This window comes from Thermomonospora echinospora (assembly GCF_900108175.1).
Lineage (GTDB): Bacteria > Actinomycetota > Actinomycetes > Streptosporangiales > Streptosporangiaceae > Thermomonospora > Thermomonospora echinospora.
Window position 1 is genome coordinate 93878 of record NZ_FNVO01000004.1, and the last position, 20944, is coordinate 114821.

Below are 20944 nucleotides of genomic sequence, written 5' to 3' on the forward strand. Positions count from 1 at the left end.
ACGGATGACCATGACGGACAGGGCAGCGGACGGCGACGTCTTCGGCCGCCTCGACGGCCGGGTCGTCCTGGTCACGGGCGCGGCGAGCGGCATCGGCGCCGCTTCGATGAGACTGTTCCGGGCGGTGGGCGCCGAGGTCGTCGGCGTGGACCTGACCGCCGGAGAGGGGATCGTCCAGGCGGACGTCTCCGACCCGGCACAGGTCGCCGAGGTCGTCGACGGGGTGGTCGCCCGGCACGGCCGGCTCGACGTCGTCCACGGCAACGCCGGCATCAACGTTCCCGGCCGCCCGCACAGCATCACCGACGACGACTACCGCAAGGTGATGGGCGTCTGCTGCGACGCCAACTTCTACCTGGTGCGCTCCGCGGTCAGGCACATGCGCACGGACGGGGGAGTGTTCGTGTTCACCTCATCGATGTGCGGGGTGGCGGCGACACCCCGCTCCCCGGTCTACAACATGGCCAAGCACGCCCTCATCGGCCTCGCCCAGTCCGTCGCCGTCGACTACGGCGCGCAGGGGATCCGTGCGGTGGCCCTGGTCACCGGGCCGACGCACACCGGGATGGTGGACGAGCTGTGGCCGCCGGGCCCGCTCCGCGACTCCCTGATCGCCACCACCTCCACCGGCCGGCTGGCCACCCCCGAGGAGCAGGCCCGCGCCGCGGTGTTCGCCGCGCTGCCCGGCAGTTCCTTCCTCACCGGATGCGCCCTCACCGTGGACGGCGGCGCGACCGCCGGCTGGAACGAGATGGCCCGGACGATGCTCACCCTCAAGGCGGTGTGATGACGGAACTGGGACGCATCGAAGGCGGCGTCGAGACCCCCATGCGGGACGGCGTGCTGCTGCGCGGCGACCTGTGGCGGCCCGCGTCCCCGGCCCCGGTCGTGGTGTTCAGGACGCCGTACGGACGGCGGCAGATCAGCTCCGACACGCTGCAGCCCCAGCACTGCCTCGCCGGAGGGTTCGCCGCGCTGGTGCAGGACACCCGGGGCCGCTTCGACTCCGACGGCGAGTGGCAGGCCGTCATGTGGGAGCAGGAGGCCGAGGACACCTACGACACCGTGGAATGGGCGGCGGCACAGCCCTGGTGCGACGGCAACGTGTTCCTGGCGGGCACGTCCTACCTCGGCATCGTCGCCTGGCTGGGGGCGGCGGAACGTCCGCCGCACCTGCGGGGGATCGCCCCGGCCATGACGACCGGCGCGGCGGCCGACCTCCGCGACACCGGCGGCGCGCTGCGGCTGGACCACCTCGTCGGGTGGCTGGCCTACATGGCCGCCGACTGGCTGGGCCGGCAGAGCCCGGACACGGACCCTGCGCTGGCCGCGAAGGTCGCGTCGCTGATCCACGGCCCGGAACGGGCGATGCGGCGGCTGCCGCTCGCGGACATGCCGGAACTGGACCTGCCCGGATTCCCGATCAGGATCGGTGACCTGCTGGGCGGGCGGGTCCGGGCGCTGCCCGACTGGGACCCCGCGGCGGTGGAGGTGCCGGTCCTGTCGGTGACGGGCTGGTACGACGTCTACGCCGGCGCGACCATTCGCGGGCACCTGGAGATGCGCAGGCTACGACCGGACCTGCGGCACGAGCTGATCGTCGGCCCCTGGGCGCACACCGGCGCCCTGTCCCATCTGCAGGGCGAGGTGAACTTCGGGGTCGCGGCCTCGGCGGCGGCCGCCCGGCTGCCCGCCCGGCACCTGGAGTTCTTCCGCCGCTGCCTGGACGGACCGGGCGGATCCGACCCCGTCCTGTACTTCCTGATGGGCGCGGACGAATGGCGTACCGCCGAGCAGTGGCCGCCCGCGGACGTCGCCGGGCACGTCCTGCACCTGACCGGCCCCGCCGTCCCGGGCCGGACGCCGGGTCGGCTGACCGCCGTACCCGACACGGCGAGCCCGGCCGCGCCCGACGGCTACGTCCACGATCCGGCCGACCCGGTGCCGAGCCGTGGCGGGCGCGTCCTGCACCTCGGCCGCCTCACCCCCGGGCCACTGGACCTCAGCCGGACGGCCGCAAGACCGGACGTACTCCTCTACCTCGGCGACGCGCTCACCGAGGACATCGACGTCGTCGGCCGGGTGCGGCTCCGGCTCGGCTTCGCCACCGACGCGGCCGACGCCGACGTGATGGCCCGGCTGGTGGACCACCTGCCGGACGGTCGCCTGCTGCCGGTCTGCGAGGGGGTGGTCCGGCTCAGCCACCGCGACGGCCCGGACACCCCCGTGCCGCGCGGGGAACCGGTCCGGCTGGAGATCGACCTCGGGCACACGGCCCAGCGCTTCAGGGCGGGCCACCGCATCGGCCTGATGCTGTCCAGCAGCAACTTCCCGCACTACGACCGCAACCAGGGCAACGGCGAGCCGCCCGCCACGGCCGGGCCCGGCACACCGTCCGACCACAGCGTCCACTACGGCACGTCGGTCCTCATCCTGGGCGAGGGGGCGGAGCGGTGACGCTGCGGCACCGGACCCTCCAGCGCGCCGACTGCGAGATCCACTACTGGATCGGCGGGCCGGACGACGGCCCCCCGATCGTCTTCACGCACGGCGCGACCCTCGACCACCGCACGTGGGAGCCACAGATCGAGGCGTTCACCGCCCGGTACCGGATCCTGCTGTGGGACGTCCGCGGCCACGGCCGCTCGATCCCCAACCGGGTCCCGTGGACGCTGCGGGAGGCGGCCGACGACCTGCTGGCGATCCTCGACCGGGAGGACATCGAGCGGACCGTGCTCGTCGGCCAGTCGATGGGCGGCAACCTCTCCCAGGAGATCGTTTACCACCATCCCGGCAGAGCCTCGGGCCTGGTGGCTTTGGGCTGTGCCGGGAACACCCTGCCGCTGTCCCGCCGGGAACGGCTCCAGGCCAGGGCGGTCGTCCGGATGCTGCCCTGGTACCCGCGGAAGACGCTGATCCGCCAGGAGGCCAGGGCGTCCGCCCGGGACCCGCAGGTCCGTGAGTACGTCCGTGAGGCCGCGAGCCGGATGGCGCACCGCGACATGGTCGCGGTCATGGCGAGCCTGGTCGGCGCCCTCCACCCCGAGCCCGGATACCGGATCGAGATCCCCGAACTGCTGCTGCACGGCGAACACGACCGGCTCGGCAACTTCCGCACCGCGATGCCCGTCTGGGAACGCCGGGACCCGCTGGCGCGGCACCTCGTCGTCCCGGACGCCGCCCACCTGGCCAACCAGGACAACCCCGACTTCTTCAACGACGCCGTGCTGAGCTTCCTCGCCGAACACGGACTCGACTCCCCGAAGGGCTGACATGACGATGTGGAGCCGTGAGGACGGCGACGGCGTCGCCGTCCTCACCTACCGCAACCCGCCGCGCAACTTCCTCACCTTCGCCGCGCTGGAAGAACTGGACGCGGAACTCGCCCGGCTGGAGAACACGCCCGGCATCGGCGTCGTGGTGCTGACCAGCGGCGTCCCCGGCTACTTCGTCGCCCACGCCGACCTGGACGAGCTCGCCGAACTGTCCCGCGGGCCGGTGCCGCGGGCCAAGATCTGGTACACCGCGATGCGGCGCATCGAGCGGATCCCCCAGCCGGTGATCGCCGCGATCGACGGCCAGGCCTGGGGCGGTGGCCTCGAACTGTCCCTGGCGTGCACGCTGCGATGGGCCTCGTCCGCCGCCCACTTCAGCCTGCTCGAGACCGCGCTCGGCATCATTCCCGGGGCGGGCGGCACCCAGCGCCTGGCCAGGCTGATCGGTCCCGGCCGGGCCGCCGACATCGTCCTGTCCGGCGACGTCCTCACCGCCGACCAGGCCAGGACGTCCGGAATCGTCGAACGGGTCCTGCCCGCCCCCGGCTTCCAGCCGGAGGCACTGCGACTGGCCCGCCACATGGCGTCCCGCCCCGCCGCCGCGCTCGCCGCCGCGAAACGCGCACTGGTCGAGGGCTCCCGGCTGCCGCTCACCGAAGGTCTCCGGCTTGAGGCCGCCCTCTTCGCGGAGAGACTGGCCTCCTCCGAATCCGCGACGCTCCAGCAGGAGGCACGGCGCCGCTACGCCGAGGCGGCGGACGGCGACCACATCACCTTCGGGGGCCGCCCGTGAAGACCGCCGTCATCACCGGAGCCGGCCGGGGCATCGGCCGGGCCACCGCGTTCGCGCTCGCACGCGACGGTTACGCCGTCGCGGTCGGCTACCACCGCAACGCCGAGTCCGCCGCCGAAGTCGTCGACGAGATCGACCGCAACGGCGGACACGCCGCCGCCTTCGCGCTGGATGTCGCGGACCGGGACCAGTGCGCGGAGTTCGTGCGCGCAGCGGGTGAACGGCTCGGCCCCGTCCGCGCGGTCATCGCGAACGCGACAGGCTTCGGCTCCGCCTCACCGTCCCTGGGAAAGGCCCTCGAAACGCCCTGGCACACCTACGAGCAGATGTTCGCCGCCCGCGTCGGCTCCCTCCTCGCCCTGGTGGCGGCGGCACGCCCGCAACTGAACGGTGGCGGCCGTGTCGTGACGACCGTGAGCACCGGGACGAGCAGGCACGTCCCCGGCTACGCGGCGATCGCCGCCGCCATGGCCGCGGCCGAAAGCGTCGTCCGCTACCTCGCCGTGGAACTCGGCCGCGACGGCATCACGGTCAACCTGGTGAGCGGCGGCGTGGTGGCGACGGACGCGCTGCGCGACATCAGCCCCGACCCGGAACGGCTCCTGGCCGCCGCCGCGCGCGCCACACCACTGGGCCGCGCCGGCACCCCGCAAGACCTGGCCGAGGTCATCGCGTTCCTGTGCGGTGAGGGAGCAGCCTGGATCACCGGACGCTCCATCGTCGCCGACGGCGGAAACTCCCTCCGCTGACCCCGCCAGGCAGCGCCCGGCGAGCAGCACCGGTCCCCTCGTCCTCATGAACGCGCAAAGCGCGGCAGATGACCATCTGCCGTGCTTTGCCGTGAAGAGCTTTACCGGCCCATGGCAGCGATGACCAGTCCGGTCGCGGCCGGGCCGGCGGTGGTCACCTTCCCCTCGCCGCGTTCACCCGCCACCGCCCCGGGGCTGACGCATCGCCTGTCCGGAACCGGCGGACACCTCGTCGGCCATCACCACGATCCCGTTCCCAGCCGAGACCACACGTCACCCCACACGCGAAGAAGCGGAACAAGCCCACCTTGTCCCGCTTCTTCGTGAATTACCACGACGTGTCCGAGGGGCGACCCCACCCAACCACACATACCTCGCTCGCCCGATCGGTGACGTCCACCGCATCCCGATAGGCGCATAGGCGTCACGTACCTGCTCGAACACGGATAGTAATTCCGCAAGGCCCAGCGCCCTACCAAGCCGAGGGATCTGTGAGGGCAGTGTGCCGTTGCGTGAATACGGGGACGACCGGGGCTACGAGTTCTGGGTCGGTGGCCCGCTCCGGCGGCCTCACACCGGTCACGCGCGGGACTTCTGGATGACTTCTGGATACGTGCTCAGTAACTGAAGGTGGTCGCGCCCTCGTCGCCGATCCACTCCCACATCACGACGGTGCCGCCGAGATCCGCGCCGTCGATGAGCTGCGTCCGGTCGAGCTTGCGGGCGTCGAAGCAGATCGGGCAGACCAGGTAGCGTCCGCCCGCCTTGACGTATCGGGCCGCCAGGTCCGCCAACGCCGGGCAGCCGTCGCACGCCACGCCGGTGGCGACGCCTTCCAGGGCCAGCCGGGCGGCCTCCTTGGTGAGGAACATCAGTGTCGGACGTCCCTGCTCGGCCGCTCCGACCGCGACCAGGAACGCCACCGTGACCCGCTCGGGGTCCTCCAGCCCCGTGGTCAGGCTGACGACGGCCTTACCCGCCATGGTTTCTCCTCTCTCCGGCCGATGGCCCTGACGCCACGGCTGCCCAGGGACTGTGCCGACAACCGGTTGCCGGACGGTTGCCAACCGGTTGCCGCCATTCACCCGGCCACCGCCTCCGCACCGCCGGGTCGTCCCGCCCGCCCGGTGACTGAGGCGCGGCCCGCGCAACAGCGCAGCGCACTCGGCGCGGCGGATTCACCAGCTCGGCGAAGGAAGACTTGTTGTCGGAGATGCCTGCTAGCGTTCAGCGCATGGCCACTCAAGAGACTTTCTTCGAGAATGCGCGTCGGCGCGGTGTGTCGGCGGATGCGATAAAAACGCTTCGGAAGTGGTACCGCCCGTGCCTGTCCCTGGAAACGCATGGGCAGGGCCGGGAGATCGGGCACATCGGCGGTCTGCCGATGCTGCCCGCGGATGCCACCTGGGACAGGCACTCGCTGATCCTGACCCTCGACTGTGCCGCTCTGCCCCGGAAGTACCTGGAAGTCGGTTTTCCCGAAGACGGGCGACTACTGCTGTTCGGCGATAACGACGTAGACGGGCGAGGGTCCGTGAGGTACGTGCCGGCGGGAGCCGAGACCTCCGAGCGGGCCGCCCCACAGGACGAGTTCGACGTGCTCGAACGCCGTCCCTTGTACGCCTCGGTCTCATGGAGCAGGAAAAGCCCGCCCCACTGGGTGTGGGGCAGCGAGTACGCCGACTGGCTGGAGGCCGACGGATTGCTGGGGCCCGGAGCCGAAGGGCTCCAGGCGTGCGAGGAATACCACGAACGCTGCGATGGCATACCGCCGGATGGCCGATTGGGGAACATACAGGTCGGCGGATTCGCAAATATCGCAGAGACCCCTGACCACTGGTCCATGGCCGAGCACGAGTTGAGGGACCGCGGGGTGCTGCCGCCCGACGAGGCACCGGACTCCGAGCAGCCCTACCCGGGGGACGAGGAGCGGCAGGCGCTGTTCAGGAAGTATTACGCGGAACTTGCCGCTGAAGCAGACCAGTGGGTTCTGCTGGCCCAGGTCCTCACGCAGGAGGCGTTCGACTATTCCGACGGTTCGATGATCTGGTACATCCGCCAGGACGACCTGGCCTCCCGGCGTTTCGACAGAGCGGTGAGCTTCTGCGTATACGCACTGAGCTGAAAACTCGGAACAAGCCACTGGTCGAAGCCGCCGGTTGAACATGAAGCTTTTCCATCCCCAGCCGGGGCGGTGTCGCGGAGCGGCGGCGATCCTCGTTCAGGACGACGGGGGTGCGGTCTCCTCGTCCTGAACGGCGAAGCCCCGGTAGATCGGGGCGAGCAGGGCGAGCAGCGGTGCCCCGCACTTCGATCCGAGGGGGTTCCAGGGCGCGCAGCAGCAGGTCGACCGGTGCGGGCGGGGGCACCCGCTCGCCGGTGAAGAAGTCCTCCATACGCGCTGAACGGAACGTCGTCGACATCGAGCAGGCTGGGCCGTCGCGGTCCCTCGTCGGCCGAGGTCCCGCGCAGGTCGCTCAGCAGCTCCTCCCGGGACCTGCCCCGCCAGGCCAGGATCGGAACGGGTCGTCGTCGAATGCCTCGGCCAGCAGGTACAGAGCGGCGGAGGAGTGTTTGCACGGCCAGCCCCAGTCCGGCGAAACCACCCGAGCTCAGCCGGAGCCGACCTCAAGTGACGGTCGACCCTGTCCGGAAACATCCAGACATGTACAACTTTGGTGTCCGAGGGGCGTCACGCCCAGAAACCCCAAACACCATCACCCTGACCGACGCCCTACCGTTCGCGTCTGCTGCCTAGCGGTGTATCCGTCCTGCCTGTCGACGTGTGCGGTCGGTTCGGGTCCGAGGGGCGACCCAGCCCAACCGCACATGGACACCCCACCCCATCGGCGACGTCCACCACATCCCAATAGGCGGCTAGGCGCTATGCAGTTGACCGAACACTGATGGTAACACCGCAAGGCCCAGCGTCCTACCTACACGCTGGGCCTTCGCTCTGCCAGGGTTCGTCCCCTCAACGGTGTCCGTACGCGCTCCGTGCCATGCGGCACGGAGCGCGTGGCCTTCTACCCGTTCACTGTCGGCGCTCCTGGACTGTATGGGGGCTGCGGCCATCGGCGAGAGTGTGATTCTCGTTCTGAACGTCCAGCTCTGCCATGACGTCTTGGGCGTGGTGCGTGGACAGCAACCGATCCACGTGCGACTTGGTCCAGCGTGCTTTACCAGCCGGCGTGGGTACGCTCTCGGCGTTGAGGACGTCAGCGACCTGCGCCAAGCTCAGGCCCTGGCGATGCAGTTCGACCACGCGGATGGTGACCTCACGCGGGCAGCAGGGCGGGCGGCCCCGACGGCGGGGCGCAGTAGCCCTCGGCGCGGGGGCGTTCATCGGGGACCCCGGCGCTGGAACAGCTCCAGCAGGTCGAGGAAGACGCGGTAACGCATCTTGCCCCGTCGCTGATCACGGGATATGAGCGTGGCGAACATCGCCACTCCGAGATAGAACACGAGCGCGACGATGACCGCAGCACCGAGCGCGGCGACCCAGGTAACAGGCCCGCCCTCGGCCAGCAGACGAAACAGCGAATCCAACGTACCAGCTCCCCAGTCTCATGGCGGGGAGCGTGGTCCTAGCAGGTCATCACTCTCCCCGCCGGATTAGTTCCGGCGTGCGAAGGAGGAACCGCTCGTCGTCGTCCGAGGGCTCGTGGCGAAGCCCATACCGCAGACACACGGCTATGAGAACCAGGACGAACGCGGCCACGCAGGCTGTTCGTGTCAGCGCGGCCAAGGCGATGAACAAGAGGAGTCGCAGGCGGACTAGCTGGTCGTCCAGCATCCGCAGGAAGGCAGCGAAAACGTCATGAAGCACCTGCTGAGGAATCGCGAGCTCCACCCGCGGACTGCTGTTAGGCAAGGTGCTCGGCAGGGATTCACGGGAGAGATCGGGAAGACGGCGGATCGCCTTTACGGCCAATGACCCCGATGTGGTCTCCAGCAATGGCGACCATGGCACAGGTCGGGGGGCGGGGATGGTCTCGGCTTCAAACAGGGAGGGGAGCTCGAAGCCCATCCGGCCGCGACAGTCAGCGAAAGCGGCGATGATCTTAGTCAGTTCTCCGTACCGAGAGAGCATCGTCGCATTGGAGCGCGAGGAGAACTTAGCCTGGAGGAGCATGCGGATGCCGCCAGGACCCGCAAGGGCGGCATCGGCACGGAATTGATCAAGCCTGTCGATCTCCTGCCGTAGCCCAGCTATCGCCTGTGGCGAGGAGTGCTCACGTGCGCCGGAGACCACCTCGCGTATGGGGAGTTCACCGGACGTGTATCCGCTGGTGGCGCGGGGAACGACCAGATAGAAGGAGGGGGGGACGTCAGAGTCGACATCGTAGAGTACCCTCATGGTCCCCTCCTTCCCGTGATTCTATTGCCCAGCCACTGTAGCGAGACCGCCGCACCGTACCGGATATTCATCCAGGCACCTACCAGGTCCGGTGGCTGCCAGCCGGCCGACGGCTCTGCTTCCGTCGACGGGAGGCGTTCGGCGGTCGGACGCCGCGGCTCGGGCTTGGGTAGTGCTGGGGCGGAAGCGTCGGACGCAGGTTCATCGAGGGTGGGTAACCACCAGAGGCGCTTTTACGCGTTGTGCGGGTAGACGACTTGTGTTAGCTTGGCACCCTGCGAAGCGGAGTCCTTGGAAGCACCGGGACAACCAGCGCATCCCCTCACTCTTTCACTGCTGCCGATGCAGTCTTGTCCTGCATCAGGAGGAGTTCGCTGTGCCCAGAAATGTTCTGGCCTTCGTACCTCAACACACGACGACCAAGTCGCGCATCATGGCGCTTGTCGACAAAGGCAGCGGCCTGGAAATCGATGCGGTAGCCACAGTGGATTGGCCGCACGAGGCCGTCGCCATCTGTAACATACTCAACGTCGATGATGGCCGTGAAGCTCTCTCCGGGCTCTGGGTAAGCCTTCCCGCCAGCGTCAAGGCGAACCTGGAAAAAGTCCAGGAGGAGAGGGTCGGCGAAGCAGATGGACGTTACCCCCTCGCGTCTCTGTTCATCACCGAGCTGGACATCCCCGAGCTGCCCGATCCGGATGCCTTCATCGACTGGGCGAAACTGTTCCCGGTCGCGCAGTGCCCTCCGGGCGGGTGCGACTGGTGCGAGGGGTGTCCTGGACACTCCAAATCCCGCGGCGACGGCGAGGTTGTCAACCAGTGTGCTCCCGGTGGGTCATGCAGCTGCCAGAGTGAGGACCTGGAAGGTGACTTGGATGACTGCATGTGCGGCCTGTGGGATGTTGGTCCTCGCTGGGCTGCCGCGATTTACAAGTCACTGGCTGAGATTTCCGAGGTGATCGTCTCTCATGCCGAGGATCTAATGTGGGGCGTCGAGGGCCCAGCGGTAGGATTCCCTAGATCCCTGGTCGCCCAAGCACCTCAGTTCTACCTGCGGCTAGCGCAGACTTGCATGGACCTGTGCAAGGAACTGGAGTCCGGGCGCGTCCCCGTCCCCCACACGATCGCTGAGCTGATCATGTTGGACGAGGCTGCACGCTCCTATCTCGAGGGGCGGACCGGAGGGGATGGCCTCGATCGCGACGCCATGGAGAAGGAGATGGGGCACCTACCGGAGGCACACGGGGACTTCGAAATGGATGCCTTGTGGATGTTCCAGTTCACCGACTCCGATTGGATCGACATTGTGGAAGCGGATACAGTGTTCGACCCCCACACCATGGATCGGGTCTTCGACACCCTGCCTGAGGCGAAGGACTGGCCCCGACCCCAACATGCCTGAGTAAAGGTTATCGCGTAGCTCTGGTGCTGGAGGGCTCTGGCTGGTCGGGTGCTGGTGGTGCGGGCCAGGCTGTGCAGGTAGGCGATGTCGGTAACGGTGCCGTGCACCGTACGTGCCTGGCGGCGGTAGTCTCGCGGGATCGTTCACACCTTCAGGTGCGTCATGGTTTGCTCGATGCGGGCGCAGGCGCTGCGCCGCGTTGAGGTCTTCCTGCTAGACGGGCAGCGGCGGGGACGCCGGTAGGGAACGATCACACCGAGGTTGTCCCGGTAGATGCTGTCGGCTATCCCACGCCGCCCGGCCAGGGCACGATCGATGCAGGAGTCGCGGTATGCCTGGCAATTGTTGCGGTTGCCCGGCACCGGGTCACCGACCGCGACGACCAGGCGGGTGCCGGCGTTGATGGTGATCTGCACGGTGACTGAGTACCAGCGAGCCGTCGACGACGTCCACCTTTTCGGGTCCTGCTTGCCATCGGCGGCAGTGTCGGATCGGTTGCAGCGTCAGCAGCGGAGGGGGTCCACCACTCGGTGCGCGGCGGTATGGGAGATCCCGAACAGCGGCCTGACCTGCTGCAAGGTCAGGTTGGTGCCCAGTACACCGAGACCAGCAGCACTCAATTGACCAACGACAACGTCCACGGATGCCTGGCCTACCATCGGCGATTTTCAGCCCACCCCGCTCGGCCACCATCCGCACGAGCTTGTGGAACCGCCGGACACTCAGCCTAGGGGGCGGGCCGATCCACTCCTCTCGTTCAGCCGTGATCACCTGCCCCACACGACCATCAACCAAGACGCCCATCGTTACGAGACAGCCTTTATTTTTCCATAAATCGTGTAGCTCAATCGGATGTTTATGGCGAGGGCCCGATGCCTCATGGCGCCGGGCCCTTCCGCCTAGGATTTTTGAGTTGCTAAGGCGAAATAATGGATAGCACTTGAGGGGCGGCAAAAATTCGGCCATATGCTCCACCGGTTTGTTCGTGCAGGATTTTCATGTCTTCTAGGTGGAGTATCGCCGCATTGGCGGCTTGATAGGATACGGAGTGCTGACCGGCTGCCATCTGGGGTGTAACGACCGGGTATCCGATCAAGTTTTTGACGATTTGGTGTATGACTCCTCTCCTTCCCCTTCTGTGCAGTTCGTTCACGATCTCCCTCCTCCAATGGATCAGCTCGTCGATCTTCCTCGTCGTCTCCCTGGACCGGTGCTGTACCGCCTGGCAAAAAAACTGGATCCATTCATCGAACCTTCCTTTTTTGCTGCACTGGAGGAGGTGGTCGTGATATTGGAACTTTTTCGACAGCATCCAGGTGGAAAGATGTAGGAGGGGGTGGGTTATCTGACGGCTGCGGGCCAACTGAAGCGTGCAGATGAGCCGGCCGAGGCGCCCGTTTCCTTCGGTGAATGGATGCAGCGTCTCGAATTGGTAATGGCTAAGGGCTATTTTGGCCAGAGTGGGAATCTGGTCTGCCTTGTTGGCCCATTCGATCCAGGATCGAAGTGAGTCATGAAGGTGCTCGGGAGGTGGAGGGACGAAACGTGATTCCTCCAGGGTTGGGCTGTCGCCAATGAAGGTGACAGTTGATCTTGGGGTGCCCGCGTGCGTGTCTGCAGGGGTATCCTTTAGGAGCGCCTTGTGAAGGTAGTTGATGAGTCCGATTGAGATTGGCTCGTTTTTGGTCCACGTAAGACCATGATCCGCGGCTTGGATGTAGTTGATCGCCTCAATTGCCGCAGGTGATCTTTTGTAGCGAGGGAGAATCTCTCCTTTGAGGACTTCTATAAGAGAGGTGCGGCTTCCTGCTAGAGCGGTAGTGCTGACTGCCTCAACACGGATGGTGGTCTGCGCGAGCGATGAGGGGCTGGGTAGTTTCTTGGATGCCTCGTCGAGCCGTACTACTTCCGCTACCGCATCGGAGATGGCGCTGTAGGTCGAGGGTTCGAGCACGAGTTCGTGCGGCAGAGCGGTCGGCACGAATGCCTTGTGCTTATAGGTTCGGCCCGTTCTGGTGTCCAGGCCCTCGATTGGAACGAGAGTGCCGACAGGGGAAGCGGCCAGCGCTTGGAGGTCCATGAGGAGCACTCTGGCAGCACTATCCAGACAGATGCAACATTTTGAAGAAATTCTCAGATTGCTTCAAATCGAAAGTTAAGCGCAGACGTCAGCCCAACTCCTAGCGGAGGAGGACCTCGCAGCTTAGAGGCGTAGGCGGGCTAGGAGGTCGGCGATCTCCTGGGTGTCCTCGTGGTCTGGGCCGTTGAGCAGGCACAGGTCTTCGTGAAGGGGTTCGAGAACGTCGAATGCTGCCTCGGCGTCACCTTCTGCGATGAGCAGCACACCGATGTTGCGGCGCAGGTCCAACGCGGTGGGGGAGGCGTCTCCCTCATTCTTGCGGACCTGGTCGAGTACTTCGCGGAACTGCTTGAGGGCGGTAGTGGCCTGACCTAGTTCGGCGCGGCAGTGGGCGGCCTGGCGGCGGCACTCGAGGGCGTTGGGGCTGGCCGTTCCCTCGGCGCGGACGTAGGCGGCGGCTAGGGCGTTGAACTCTGCCAGGGCGCGGCGGGGATCGCCGCTGAGGACGAGGATTGCGGCGCGGCGCATGCGTAGTTGCAGGACACGGCGGCTTTCGGCGCCCATGACTTCGGCTGCCGGAGTGATGACCGCTTGGAGCACGTCCGCTGCCTGTGCGAAGCGCTCTTCCTCAAGCAACGCGTCGGACTGCTCGACCGCCGTCCTGATGGCGTCTCGGAGGCCTGTGGCGGGGAAGACGTTCGGGTCGACGGCGGTCGCGGCGGTGACCGCGGGCGGAGCCGGTGTGGGCCGTGGATGCGGCGCGTTGGGGCGGCGGAACATGTGGGTCGGGTCGGGAACATTCAGCAGCTGCCCCTCCACCATGGGCAGCGACGACCCGGGTGCTGGCAGGAACGGCAGCAGACGCTCGTACACCGCGTAGGCATCCTGCGGGCGGTGCTCCGGGCTCTTCTTCAGCAACTCCAGAACGAGGTATTCCAGGTCGGCGGGGATGCCGTCGCGCAATTCGTGCGGTGGCCGGGGTGATGCGGACGTGTGCTGCTGCCACAGCTGGTAATCGCTGTGGCCGTCGAAGACCGGTCGGCCGCACAGCAGCTCGTACAGGATGCAGCCGAGGGCGTACAGGTCGCTGTGGGGAGTGATCTGGGCGCCGCGGATCTGCTCGGGCGACATGTACTTGCTGGTGCCGATCGGCTGCCCGGCCGGGGTGAGCTTGGTGATGTCGGTGCGCAGGATCGCCGCAATGCCGAAGTCGAGCACCTTGACCGTGCCGTCCGGCGCCACGAGGACGTTGTCCGGTTTGAGGTCGCGGTGGACGACCGGCACGGCGTGGGCATGGGACAGAACGGTGCTGATCTGCGCGCCCATGGCGACGGCCCAGGCGATGGGCAGCGGGTCGTCGGGGTTGATGTAGGCGCGCAGGCTGGTGCCGTGGATCAGCTCCATCACCAGGTAGAGGCGGTCGAAGGACTTGTCCAGGACCGCGTCGTACACCTGGGGGACGCCGTGGTGCCGGATGCGGGCGGTGACCCGGGCCTCGCGGCGGAACCGTTTGGCGAACTCCTCGGCGACCTTCGGTGAGGCGAGCATGTCGGGCCGGATCAGCTTGACGGCCACCTCGCGGTCGAGCACGGAGTCATAGCCCCGCCAGACCGTTCCCATTCCCCCTGCGCTGATCTCCCCGATCAGCTCGTAGCGTCCGGCGATCGGCTTTCCCGGCATCAGCTCCCCGCTCGCGCCTGCGTTCGTCTGTCAGGCCAGTGTTCTCACGGTGAAGATCGCCTGTCCAGCGCTCGTCCGAAGTCGGTCTGGAACGAGCGCTGGACCAGCGGATCAGGCTACGTCGTCGACCACGCCCTCCTGCTGGCGGATCAGTCGCCACGCCGCGCTGCGGGCACTGCGGTTGAGCGCGTTCTTGAAGCTCTTGTCCGGGCCGAAGTACTGGTGTCCCAGGCCGGCGATGGTGTCGATGTGGTCGGCGATCTTGTCCTCGAAGACGTCGTTGAAGACGACCCCGAAGTTCTCCTCGTCGTTGGCGACGGCCGCCTGCCGTACCTTGGGATCGGCCATCGCCTCCTCGAACGGGACGATCAGGTCCTGTTCGGTGAAGTCCGTGCCGAACCTGGCGTTGAACTTCTCGATCAGCTCCGACAGCGGCGACTTCTCCGGCTCCTTGGCGCCGCCGGAGCCCTCGCCGAATCCCTTGACCAGCGTGGCGCCCTCTGGGGACAGGCTGACGTCGTGCTCGCCGGTCTGCTCGACCCGCAGGTGGCTCAGGTCGACCTCGCCGATGTCGACGCCGCCGTCGTTGCGGCGGGGGAGCCGGTTGAGCAGGTGGCGGCCGTACAGGTACAGGCGCTCCAGTTCAGCGTCCCGGTACGGCACGATCTGCGCGAGGAACCCGTACTTGCGGACGTAGTCGTTCAGGTCCGCACGGAACGTCTCTGCGGTGTCGTGGTCTTCGGTGTCCTCGCTGTCGACCAGCTCGGTGAAGCGCTCGACGGCGGGGTTCAGCAGCCGGTACAGCTCGGCATGCAGCTTCTCCCACTTGGCTTGGGAACCGGCCGCCTGCTCCTCGGCGGCCAGGTGCGCCTCGGCGAACGCCTGCATCTCCGAGCCGACCAGGATCGGCGCGGACATGACCCGGCTCTGCGCGGTGTAGAGCAGGTTCGGGTCGGAGGGGAGGGTCATCGCCTCCTCGAAGAACGGGCGGAACGCCTCCTGGATGTCCGCGGCCTCGTTGACGAAGTCCAGCACGGCTAGATCGGCCTGGGACTTGCGGTCGGTGGTTCGGTTGAGCCGGGACAGGGTCTGCACCGCCGCGATGCCGGTCAGCTTCTTGTTGACGTACATGGTAGTCAGCAGTGGCTGGTCGAACCCGGTCTGGTACTTCTCGGCGACGACCAGAATGCGGTACTCCGGCTTGCCGGGACCGCCCGCCTTGGTGGTCATGTCGTCGGCGCGGGTGTAGGCGAACGCCTTGGGCAGTGCGCTTTCCGACAGTCCGCCGTTCTCCTTGGCCTCGGTGGTCTCCTCGCCCTGGTAGGTGAGGGGCCCGGAGAACGCGACCAGCACGCCGATGCCGTACCCCATGTCGTCGATGTGCTGCTTGATGGCGCGGGACATCTGGACGGCGCTGTGCCGGGAGGCCGTCACCACCATCGCCTTGGCCCGGCCGCCGAGCCGGCCCAGGGTGTGCGCCCGGAAGTGCTCAACGATGATCTTGGCGTGCTGGGCGACGGTCGAGTCGTGGGTAAGCGCGTACCGGGCCAGCAGCGGGTTGGCCTTGGCCGGGTCGACCTCGATGTCTTCGGGGTTCTCGTTCACCAGCCGCCAGTACGTGTTGTAGGTGACGTAGTTGCGCAGCGGGTCGAGGATGAAGCCCTCCTCGATGGCCTGCCGCATCGAGTAGGTGTGGAACGGCCGGTACGTGGCCTTGCCGTTGACGGTCTCCAGGGCGCCGAACAGCTCCAGCGTCTTGGCCTTCGGTGTGGCGGTGAACGCGAAATACGACAGGTTCGCTGCTTGGCTCCGCTGTGTGGCCTTGCGTTCCAGCTTGGCGTCGACGCTGGTGGCGCCCTCGTCCTCGGATTCCGAATCCAGCCCCAGATCGCGCAGCGCGGCGCGCACGGCGGTGGCGGCGTCGCCGGACTGGGAGGAGTGCGCCTCGTCCACGACGATCGCGAACGTGCGGCCCTGGATCTCGGTTGGGTTGCGCCGCAGGTAGTCCATCAGCGCGGGGAACGTGTGCAGGGTGACCGTGATGATCTTCCCAGTCTCCTGGGACAGGGCCTTGGCGAGCTGCTCGGACTTGGTACCCAGCTTCTCGTCGATCTTGACCACTAGGCCGGCGGTCTGCTCGAACGAGCCGATGGTCTCGCGGAGCTGGGCGTCCAGGTTCCGCCGGTCGGTGATGACGATGATCTTGTCGAACACCGGCTCCCCGGGCTTGAGCCCGTTCGCGACGGCCTCCGGGTCCAGCGCGCCGGGGTCGGTGGGCGTGTGCAGCGAGGACAGCCGGTGGGCCAGCCAGGCGATGGTGTTGGACTTGCCCGACCCGGCCGACGCCATCACCAGGTAGTTGTGCCCGGCGCCGTGCCGGGCGGCGTGCGCGGTGAGCTTCTTGACCGCGTCCCACTGCTGGAACCGCGGGAAGATCAGCGTCCTGGTGGTCCGCCCGCCTGGGCTCTTGGTCCGCTGCTCGTGCACGAACCGTTCAAGCATGTCCAGCCAGTTGTCCCGCTGCCAGACCTGCTCCCAGAGGTATGACGTGGCGTACTTTCCGGGCTCGGTGGGGGCCGGGTTGCCCGCCCCGCCCGGCTGCCCGGGGCCGTTGGAACCGGTGTTGAACGGCAGGAAGCGGGTCTTGGCCCCGCGCAACTGTGTCGTCACGAATACCAGGTCCGGGTCCACGGCGAAGTTCGCCATCACCCGACGCGTGAAGATCAGCTCGGTCGGGTCCCGGTCGGAGCGGTACTGCTGCTTGGCTTGCTCGACGCCCTGCCCGGTCAGCGGGTTCTTCAGCTCCGCCGTGGCCACCGGGATCCCGTTCAGGAACAGTGTCAGGTCCAGCCGGTTGCCCTGGTCGGCTGGCTTGGTCGCGTACTCCAGCTCCCGGACGACGGTCAGCTGGTTGGCCCGGTAGTCGTCCAGCACCGCATCCGACTCCACCAGGTTCGGCTTGAAGAACGCGACCCTGATGAGAACGCCATGATCCTTCACCCCCCTGCGGAGCACGGCCGGCAGCCCGTCAGTGGCAATGGCCTGGTCCAGGCGCTTGGCGAACCCGGCCTGCGCCGCATCCGGATCACCGCCGTACAGGGCCACCAGCTCGTTCCACTCGTCGGCCTGCGTGGCCCCGATGAAGGTGAACAGCTCCTTGGTGTCCAGCCCCAGTTCGGCCCGGTAGTCGCTGGGACTTCCCTTGCTCCAGCCCCGCTCGACCATGGCTGCGACGATCGCGTTCCCGAACACGGCCTCGTGATAGATCGGGCTCATCGCACTACTCCACAACTCCCCGACCTGAGGCCGAGGCCACATCGAACTGGCCGGTCACCGCTGCAGTGATCAACGCTTGCCTCCGCTCCGCGAGCAGTTCCTGCGCTTGGTTCAGCGCCATACGCACCTTGGCCATGGCTTTGATGGTCTGCTCGGTCCTACGTATGAGCGTTTCGCCGTTGTTCGGGATCGGGATTCTGTACTGACGCAACTGCTCGCCTGTGAGGTGCGGGATCGTGGCGATGTTCCCTCCTGCTTCGAAGACACCGCAGGATTTTGCGAACCGTAGCCAATACATGAGCCACTCCACGGGAACCTTTCCGGAGCGTTGGACGCGGTGCAGCGACTTCTGGAAGAAGCATTCCGCTATCCTGCCATCCCAAATTGCCGCTTCAGCCACGCCTGCACCGCCCTCACACACGAGCAGGTCTCCGGGGGAGAGTGAATAACGTTTGACCTCATCTGGGTCAAAGTGCATGGTGGCGACATCGCTAGTGTCGATCTCGTACCAGTGGATATTGGCATTCCGTAGGTAGGGGCGTTGGTTGGAGCCGCGCGACCGGTCTGGGTTGAGCATCTTCCCCAGTTCGGTGTAGAAGTATGCATAAACGGGTCCAATGGACCAATCCTGCGGGATGTGCGGGAGCCACGGCCAGCCTGTGGGGCGGCCGTCCTCGCTGGTGGCACCGCCGGAGAGCATATCGGCGATAATGGCTAGTTCTCGCTCTTCCAGATCCCGGAGCTGCTGTCCGCGAAACGCGTGCAACTTGTCGATGTGGGCGGTCTTGACATCAAGGAAATCAGCAATTCTCCGTTGCTCCTCCATGGGTGGTAGAGGTAGCTGTAGGTCGGCTAGAGTCGCTGCGTCGAAGGCGGTTGATCGCTCTCTGATTCCTTTGGCCAAAGAGGCTACCAACCCGCTCAGTGCCATGCGCCTGAGGACATATGCCAGATAGCGAGCATCGACATTCGGTTGTGGTGTATAGACATGTACGACGGGGGAGGCCTTGCCATCGGAGTCGGATACACCGATTGCTCCAGCGAACCCGTCCATGCTATGGACGACCAAGTCGCCGACCCGAACTCCTTGATATCCGATCTCCTGGATGGCCTCAGTGAAGCCTTCGGTGCGCCGGTTGGTGCGTAGCGTGACGTCGCCGTTACGAAAGGCAGTGACTACGAAGTCGTTTGGCCGAATCGGTCGGCGCTGGCGATTGATCAACCACTTAGCGCGTTCCGTCTTCCATGAATTCGGGATGCTTCCCAGGCCAGCAATTTCGGTCACTCGGTTACCTCGCTCAGCAGCGTCTGGATCTCCGCCTCCAAGGCCTTCAGTTCCGAGTCGATCTCGGCCAGCGGACGGGGCGGCTCGTAAATGTAGAAGTGGCGGGTGAAGGGAATCTCGTAGCCGATCTTGGTCTTGGCGTGGTCGATCCAAGCGTCGGGGACGTGGGGGAGGACCTCGCGCTTGAGGTAGTCCTCGGTGTCCTCGTCCAGGGGGACATTCTCGAAGTCGCGGAGGTCGGGGTCGGGCTCGGCGTTGCCCTTGCGGTCCCGCTGGACCTCACCCTCGGGGTCACGGACGCCGATCGCGTCGCGGACGGCCTTGGTGAAGGGCGTGCCGGACGGCCACAGCAGGCCGGCGGAGACCACGGCGTCCATGAGGGCGTTGAACGCCTCCGCCTTGGTCGGCCAAGTGGAGCCGAGGAGAGGGCGGAGGGCTTCGATGAACTGCTCGGGCTGGTCCAGTTTCTGGACGGGCTTGGCGGAGGCCAGGGCCGCCAGCGTCTCCTCGGTGAGTTCGAAGCGGAGCCTGAGGGGGCGTTCGACGGTGATGCGGCGGTATCCAAAGTCCTCGTTGCGGAAGACCTTCACCTTGCCGTGCAGGGGGTGATTGGGGTCCTCGGCGACGGCGAGGGCCTCACCGTACAGGCGGGTGATCTCGCCGATCTGGTCGGGGGCGATCATCTTGCGTTTGTCGCCGAGGGACTTGCGCATCTTCTGCCAGTAGTCGCGGGCGTCCAGCAGGATGACCTTGCCCGCGTGGCCGGGGGCCTTGCGGTTGGTGAGGATCCAGAAGTAGGTGGAGATGCCGGTGTTGTAGAACAGCTGGTCGGGGAGGGCGACGATCGCCTCCAGCCAGTCGTTCTCCAGAATCCACTGGCGGATCTTCGACTCGCCGGACTCGGCTGCGCCAGTGAACAGCGGGGAGCCGTTGAAGACGATGGCCATGCGGCTGCCGCCGTTGCCGACCGGCTTCCGCTTCGACCACATGTGTTGGAGGAACAGCAGCGAGCCGTCGTTGATGCGGGGCAGGCCGGCTCCGAAGCGGCCGGAGTCGCCGAGGTGCTCGTGCTCCCACTCGACGTCGTCCTTGACCTTCTTCCACTCCACGCCGAACGGCGGGTTGGCCAGGAGGTAGTCGAACGTGGCGTTCTGGTGGCCGTCCTTGCTGAAGGAGTTGCCGAAGACGATGTTGTCTGGGTCCTGGCCCTTGATCATCAGGTCGGACCGGCAGATGGCCCACGACTCGGGGTTGAGTTCCTGCCCGTACACCTTGACCGTGGCGTCGGGGTTGAAGGCGGTGATGCGTTCCTCGGCGGCACTGAGCATGCCGCCGGTGCCGCAGGCCGGGTCCAGCACCGTGCGGATGGCACCGGGGGTGCTCAGCGCGTCGGCGTCCGGTGCGACCAGGAGGTTCACCATCAGTTCGATGACCTCGCGCGGGGTGAAGTGCTCACCGGCGGTCTCGTTGGACTGCTCGGCGAACCGCCTGATCAGCTCCTCGAAGATGTAGCCCATCTGGTGGTTGGACACGACCTCGGGACGCAGGTCCAGGTCGGCGAACCGGCCGACTACCTGGTAGAGCAGGTTCGCGCTGTCCAGCCGCTTGACCTGTCGAGCGAACTCGTACTTCGCGAGTACCTCGCGAGCGTTCGGCGAGAACGCAGCTACGTACTCGTTCAGATACTTGGCCACGTGCACTGGGTCGCCCGTGATCTTCTTGAGCCGGTAGGCACTGGCGTTGTAGAAGCGGTGACCGGACGCCTTCCGCAGGAAGCGGTCGGTGTCGATGTCCTGGCCCTTGAAGCGCTCGACCGTCTCCAGGACCTTGTTCCGCGTGGGCTCCAGTACGCACTCCAGCCGTCGCAGCACGGTGAACGGCAGGATCACCTTGCCGTAGTCGGACTGTTTGTAGTCGCCGCGCAGCAGGTCGGCGACGGACCAGGCGTGGTTGGCCAGCTCCGTGTGCTTACTGGTGTCCAAGGGTTCCCTTCCTGGGGGTGCGCGAGGGGCCGGTGGGACTCAGTGTTGTCGACGCGTGATGG

Annotated in this window: 16 protein-coding genes and 1 pseudogene; 7 read left to right on the forward strand and 10 right to left on the reverse strand. The window is 66.7% G+C overall.

Annotated features, from left to right (window positions below; all coding sequences use genetic code 11):
• Positions 1-4: 4 nt before the first annotated feature.
• From C4U03_RS10675 to C4U03_RS10695, 5 genes are read left to right on the forward strand one after another with little or no spacing between them, the layout of a single operon-like run.
• Positions 5-787, forward strand: coding sequence for an SDR family NAD(P)-dependent oxidoreductase (locus C4U03_RS10675; RefSeq protein ID WP_160146947.1), 783 nt, complete (start codon positions 5-7; stop codon positions 785-787).
• The gene (locus tag C4U03_RS10680) at positions 787-2457 is read left to right on the forward strand and encodes a CocE/NonD family hydrolase (protein WP_160146948.1); all 1671 of its coding nucleotides are present in this window, start codon (positions 787-789) and stop codon (positions 2455-2457) included. The genes C4U03_RS10675 and C4U03_RS10680 overlap by 1 nt, the downstream gene beginning before the upstream one ends.
• Positions 2454-3272 carry an alpha/beta fold hydrolase gene (locus C4U03_RS10685; RefSeq protein ID WP_103937577.1) on the forward strand — a complete coding sequence of 273 codons (819 nt, stop codon included), beginning with the start codon at positions 2454-2456 and terminating at the stop codon, positions 3270-3272. Before C4U03_RS10680 ends, C4U03_RS10685 begins: the two co-directional genes overlap by 4 nt.
• A gap of 1 nt (position 3273) precedes the next feature.
• Positions 3274-4068, forward strand: coding sequence for an enoyl-CoA hydratase/isomerase family protein (locus C4U03_RS10690; RefSeq protein WP_103937578.1), 795 nt, complete (start codon positions 3274-3276; stop codon positions 4066-4068).
• Positions 4065-4817, forward strand: a complete 753-nt coding sequence (locus C4U03_RS10695; protein WP_160146949.1) for an SDR family oxidoreductase — start codon at positions 4065-4067, stop codon at positions 4815-4817. The genes C4U03_RS10690 and C4U03_RS10695 overlap by 4 nt, the downstream gene beginning before the upstream one ends.
• 617 nt (positions 4818-5434) lie before the next feature.
• Here the strand turns inward: C4U03_RS10695 and C4U03_RS10700 are convergent.
• On the reverse strand, positions 5435-5800 hold the full coding sequence (locus C4U03_RS10700) for a DsrE family protein (RefSeq protein WP_103937580.1): 366 nt from the start codon (positions 5798-5800) through the stop codon (positions 5435-5437).
• Positions 5801-6051: 251 nt separating this feature from the next.
• On the opposite strand from C4U03_RS10700, the gene C4U03_RS10705 reads away from it, so the two are divergent.
• The gene (locus C4U03_RS10705; RefSeq protein WP_160146950.1) at positions 6052-6942 is read left to right on the forward strand and encodes a DUF1963 domain-containing protein; all 891 of its coding nucleotides are present in this window, start codon (positions 6052-6054) and stop codon (positions 6940-6942) included.
• 909 nt (positions 6943-7851) lie between these two features.
• Here the strand turns inward: C4U03_RS10705 and C4U03_RS10710 are convergent.
• From C4U03_RS10710 to C4U03_RS10720, 3 genes are all read right to left on the reverse strand, one after another.
• Entirely contained in the window at positions 7852-8082 is a 231-nt protein-coding gene (locus tag C4U03_RS10710) for a recombinase family protein (protein WP_160146951.1), read from the reverse strand.
• Between the two features lie 77 nt (positions 8083-8159).
• Complete coding sequence (locus C4U03_RS10715; protein ID WP_103937583.1) at positions 8160-8366, reverse strand: hypothetical protein; 207 nt, start codon at positions 8364-8366, stop codon at positions 8160-8162.
• 49 nt (positions 8367-8415) lie between these two features.
• Positions 8416-9177: a hypothetical protein gene (locus tag C4U03_RS10720; protein WP_103937584.1), complete on the reverse strand. Its 762-nt coding sequence runs from the start codon at positions 9175-9177 to the stop codon at positions 8416-8418.
• A 433-nt stretch (positions 9178-9610) separates the two neighbouring features.
• Here C4U03_RS10720 and C4U03_RS41095 point away from each other — a divergent pair, with 433 nt between their 5' ends.
• The gene (locus tag C4U03_RS41095; RefSeq protein WP_200827222.1) at positions 9611-10579 is read left to right on the forward strand and encodes a hypothetical protein; all 969 of its coding nucleotides are present in this window, start codon (positions 9611-9613) and stop codon (positions 10577-10579) included.
• A 53-nt stretch (positions 10580-10632) separates the two neighbouring features.
• On the opposite strand, the pseudogene C4U03_RS10730 reads toward C4U03_RS41095, so the two are convergent.
• The 6 genes and pseudogenes from C4U03_RS10730 to C4U03_RS10755 all read right to left on the reverse strand — a co-directional run.
• Positions 10633-11383: pseudogene (locus tag C4U03_RS10730) on the reverse strand (IS5/IS1182 family transposase); the annotation flags it as partial.
• A gap of 112 nt (positions 11384-11495) precedes the next feature.
• Entirely contained in the window at positions 11496-12659 is a 1164-nt protein-coding gene (locus C4U03_RS10735) for a Fic family protein (protein WP_146087322.1), read from the reverse strand.
• 123 nt (positions 12660-12782) lie between these two features.
• On the reverse strand, positions 12783-14339 hold the full coding sequence (locus C4U03_RS10740) for a serine/threonine-protein kinase (protein ID WP_103937587.1): 1557 nt from the start codon (positions 14337-14339) through the stop codon (positions 12783-12785).
• 111 nt (positions 14340-14450) lie between these two features.
• Positions 14451-17615 (reverse strand): type I restriction endonuclease subunit R, encoded by a 3165-nt coding sequence (locus C4U03_RS10745; RefSeq protein WP_103937588.1) that lies wholly within the window; start codon positions 17613-17615, stop codon positions 14451-14453.
• A gap of 4 nt (positions 17616-17619) precedes the next feature.
• Positions 17620-18900: a restriction endonuclease subunit S gene (locus tag C4U03_RS39850; protein WP_146087323.1), complete on the reverse strand. Its 1281-nt coding sequence runs from the start codon at positions 18898-18900 to the stop codon at positions 17620-17622.
• Positions 18897-20882, reverse strand: a complete 1986-nt coding sequence (locus tag C4U03_RS10755; RefSeq protein WP_103937590.1) for a type I restriction-modification system subunit M — start codon at positions 20880-20882, stop codon at positions 18897-18899. The genes C4U03_RS39850 and C4U03_RS10755 overlap by 4 nt, the downstream gene beginning before the upstream one ends.
• Positions 20883-20944 lie beyond the last annotated feature (62 nt).

Excerpts from the sequence above, each read along its gene's own strand:
- C4U03_RS10675 (WP_160146947.1), top strand. The coding sequence starts at position 5 with ATGACCATGACGGACAGGGCAGCGGACGGCGACGTCTTCGGCCGCCTC.
- C4U03_RS10680 (WP_160146948.1), top strand. The coding sequence starts at position 787 with ATGACGGAACTGGGACGCATCGAAGGCGGCGTCGAGACCCCCATGCGG.
- C4U03_RS10690 (WP_103937578.1), top strand. The coding sequence starts at position 3,274 with ATGACGATGTGGAGCCGTGAGGACGGCGACGGCGTCGCCGTCCTCACC.
- C4U03_RS10700 (WP_103937580.1), bottom strand. The coding sequence starts at position 5,800 with ATGGCGGGTAAGGCCGTCGTCAGCCTGACCACGGGGCTGGAGGACCCC.
- C4U03_RS10705 (WP_160146950.1), top strand. The coding sequence starts at position 6,052 with ATGGCCACTCAAGAGACTTTCTTCGAGAATGCGCGTCGGCGCGGTGTG.
- C4U03_RS10720 (WP_103937584.1), bottom strand. The coding sequence starts at position 9,177 with ATGAGGGTACTCTACGATGTCGACTCTGACGTCCCCCCCTCCTTCTAT.
- C4U03_RS41095 (WP_200827222.1), top strand. The coding sequence starts at position 9,611 with ATGGCGCTTGTCGACAAAGGCAGCGGCCTGGAAATCGATGCGGTAGCC.
- C4U03_RS10735 (WP_146087322.1), bottom strand. The coding sequence starts at position 12,659 with ATGGACCTCCAAGCGCTGGCCGCTTCCCCTGTCGGCACTCTCGTTCCA.
- C4U03_RS10740 (WP_103937587.1), bottom strand. The coding sequence starts at position 14,339 with ATGCCGGGAAAGCCGATCGCCGGACGCTACGAGCTGATCGGGGAGATC.
- C4U03_RS10745 (WP_103937588.1), bottom strand. The coding sequence starts at position 17,615 with ATGAGCCCGATCTATCACGAGGCCGTGTTCGGGAACGCGATCGTCGCA.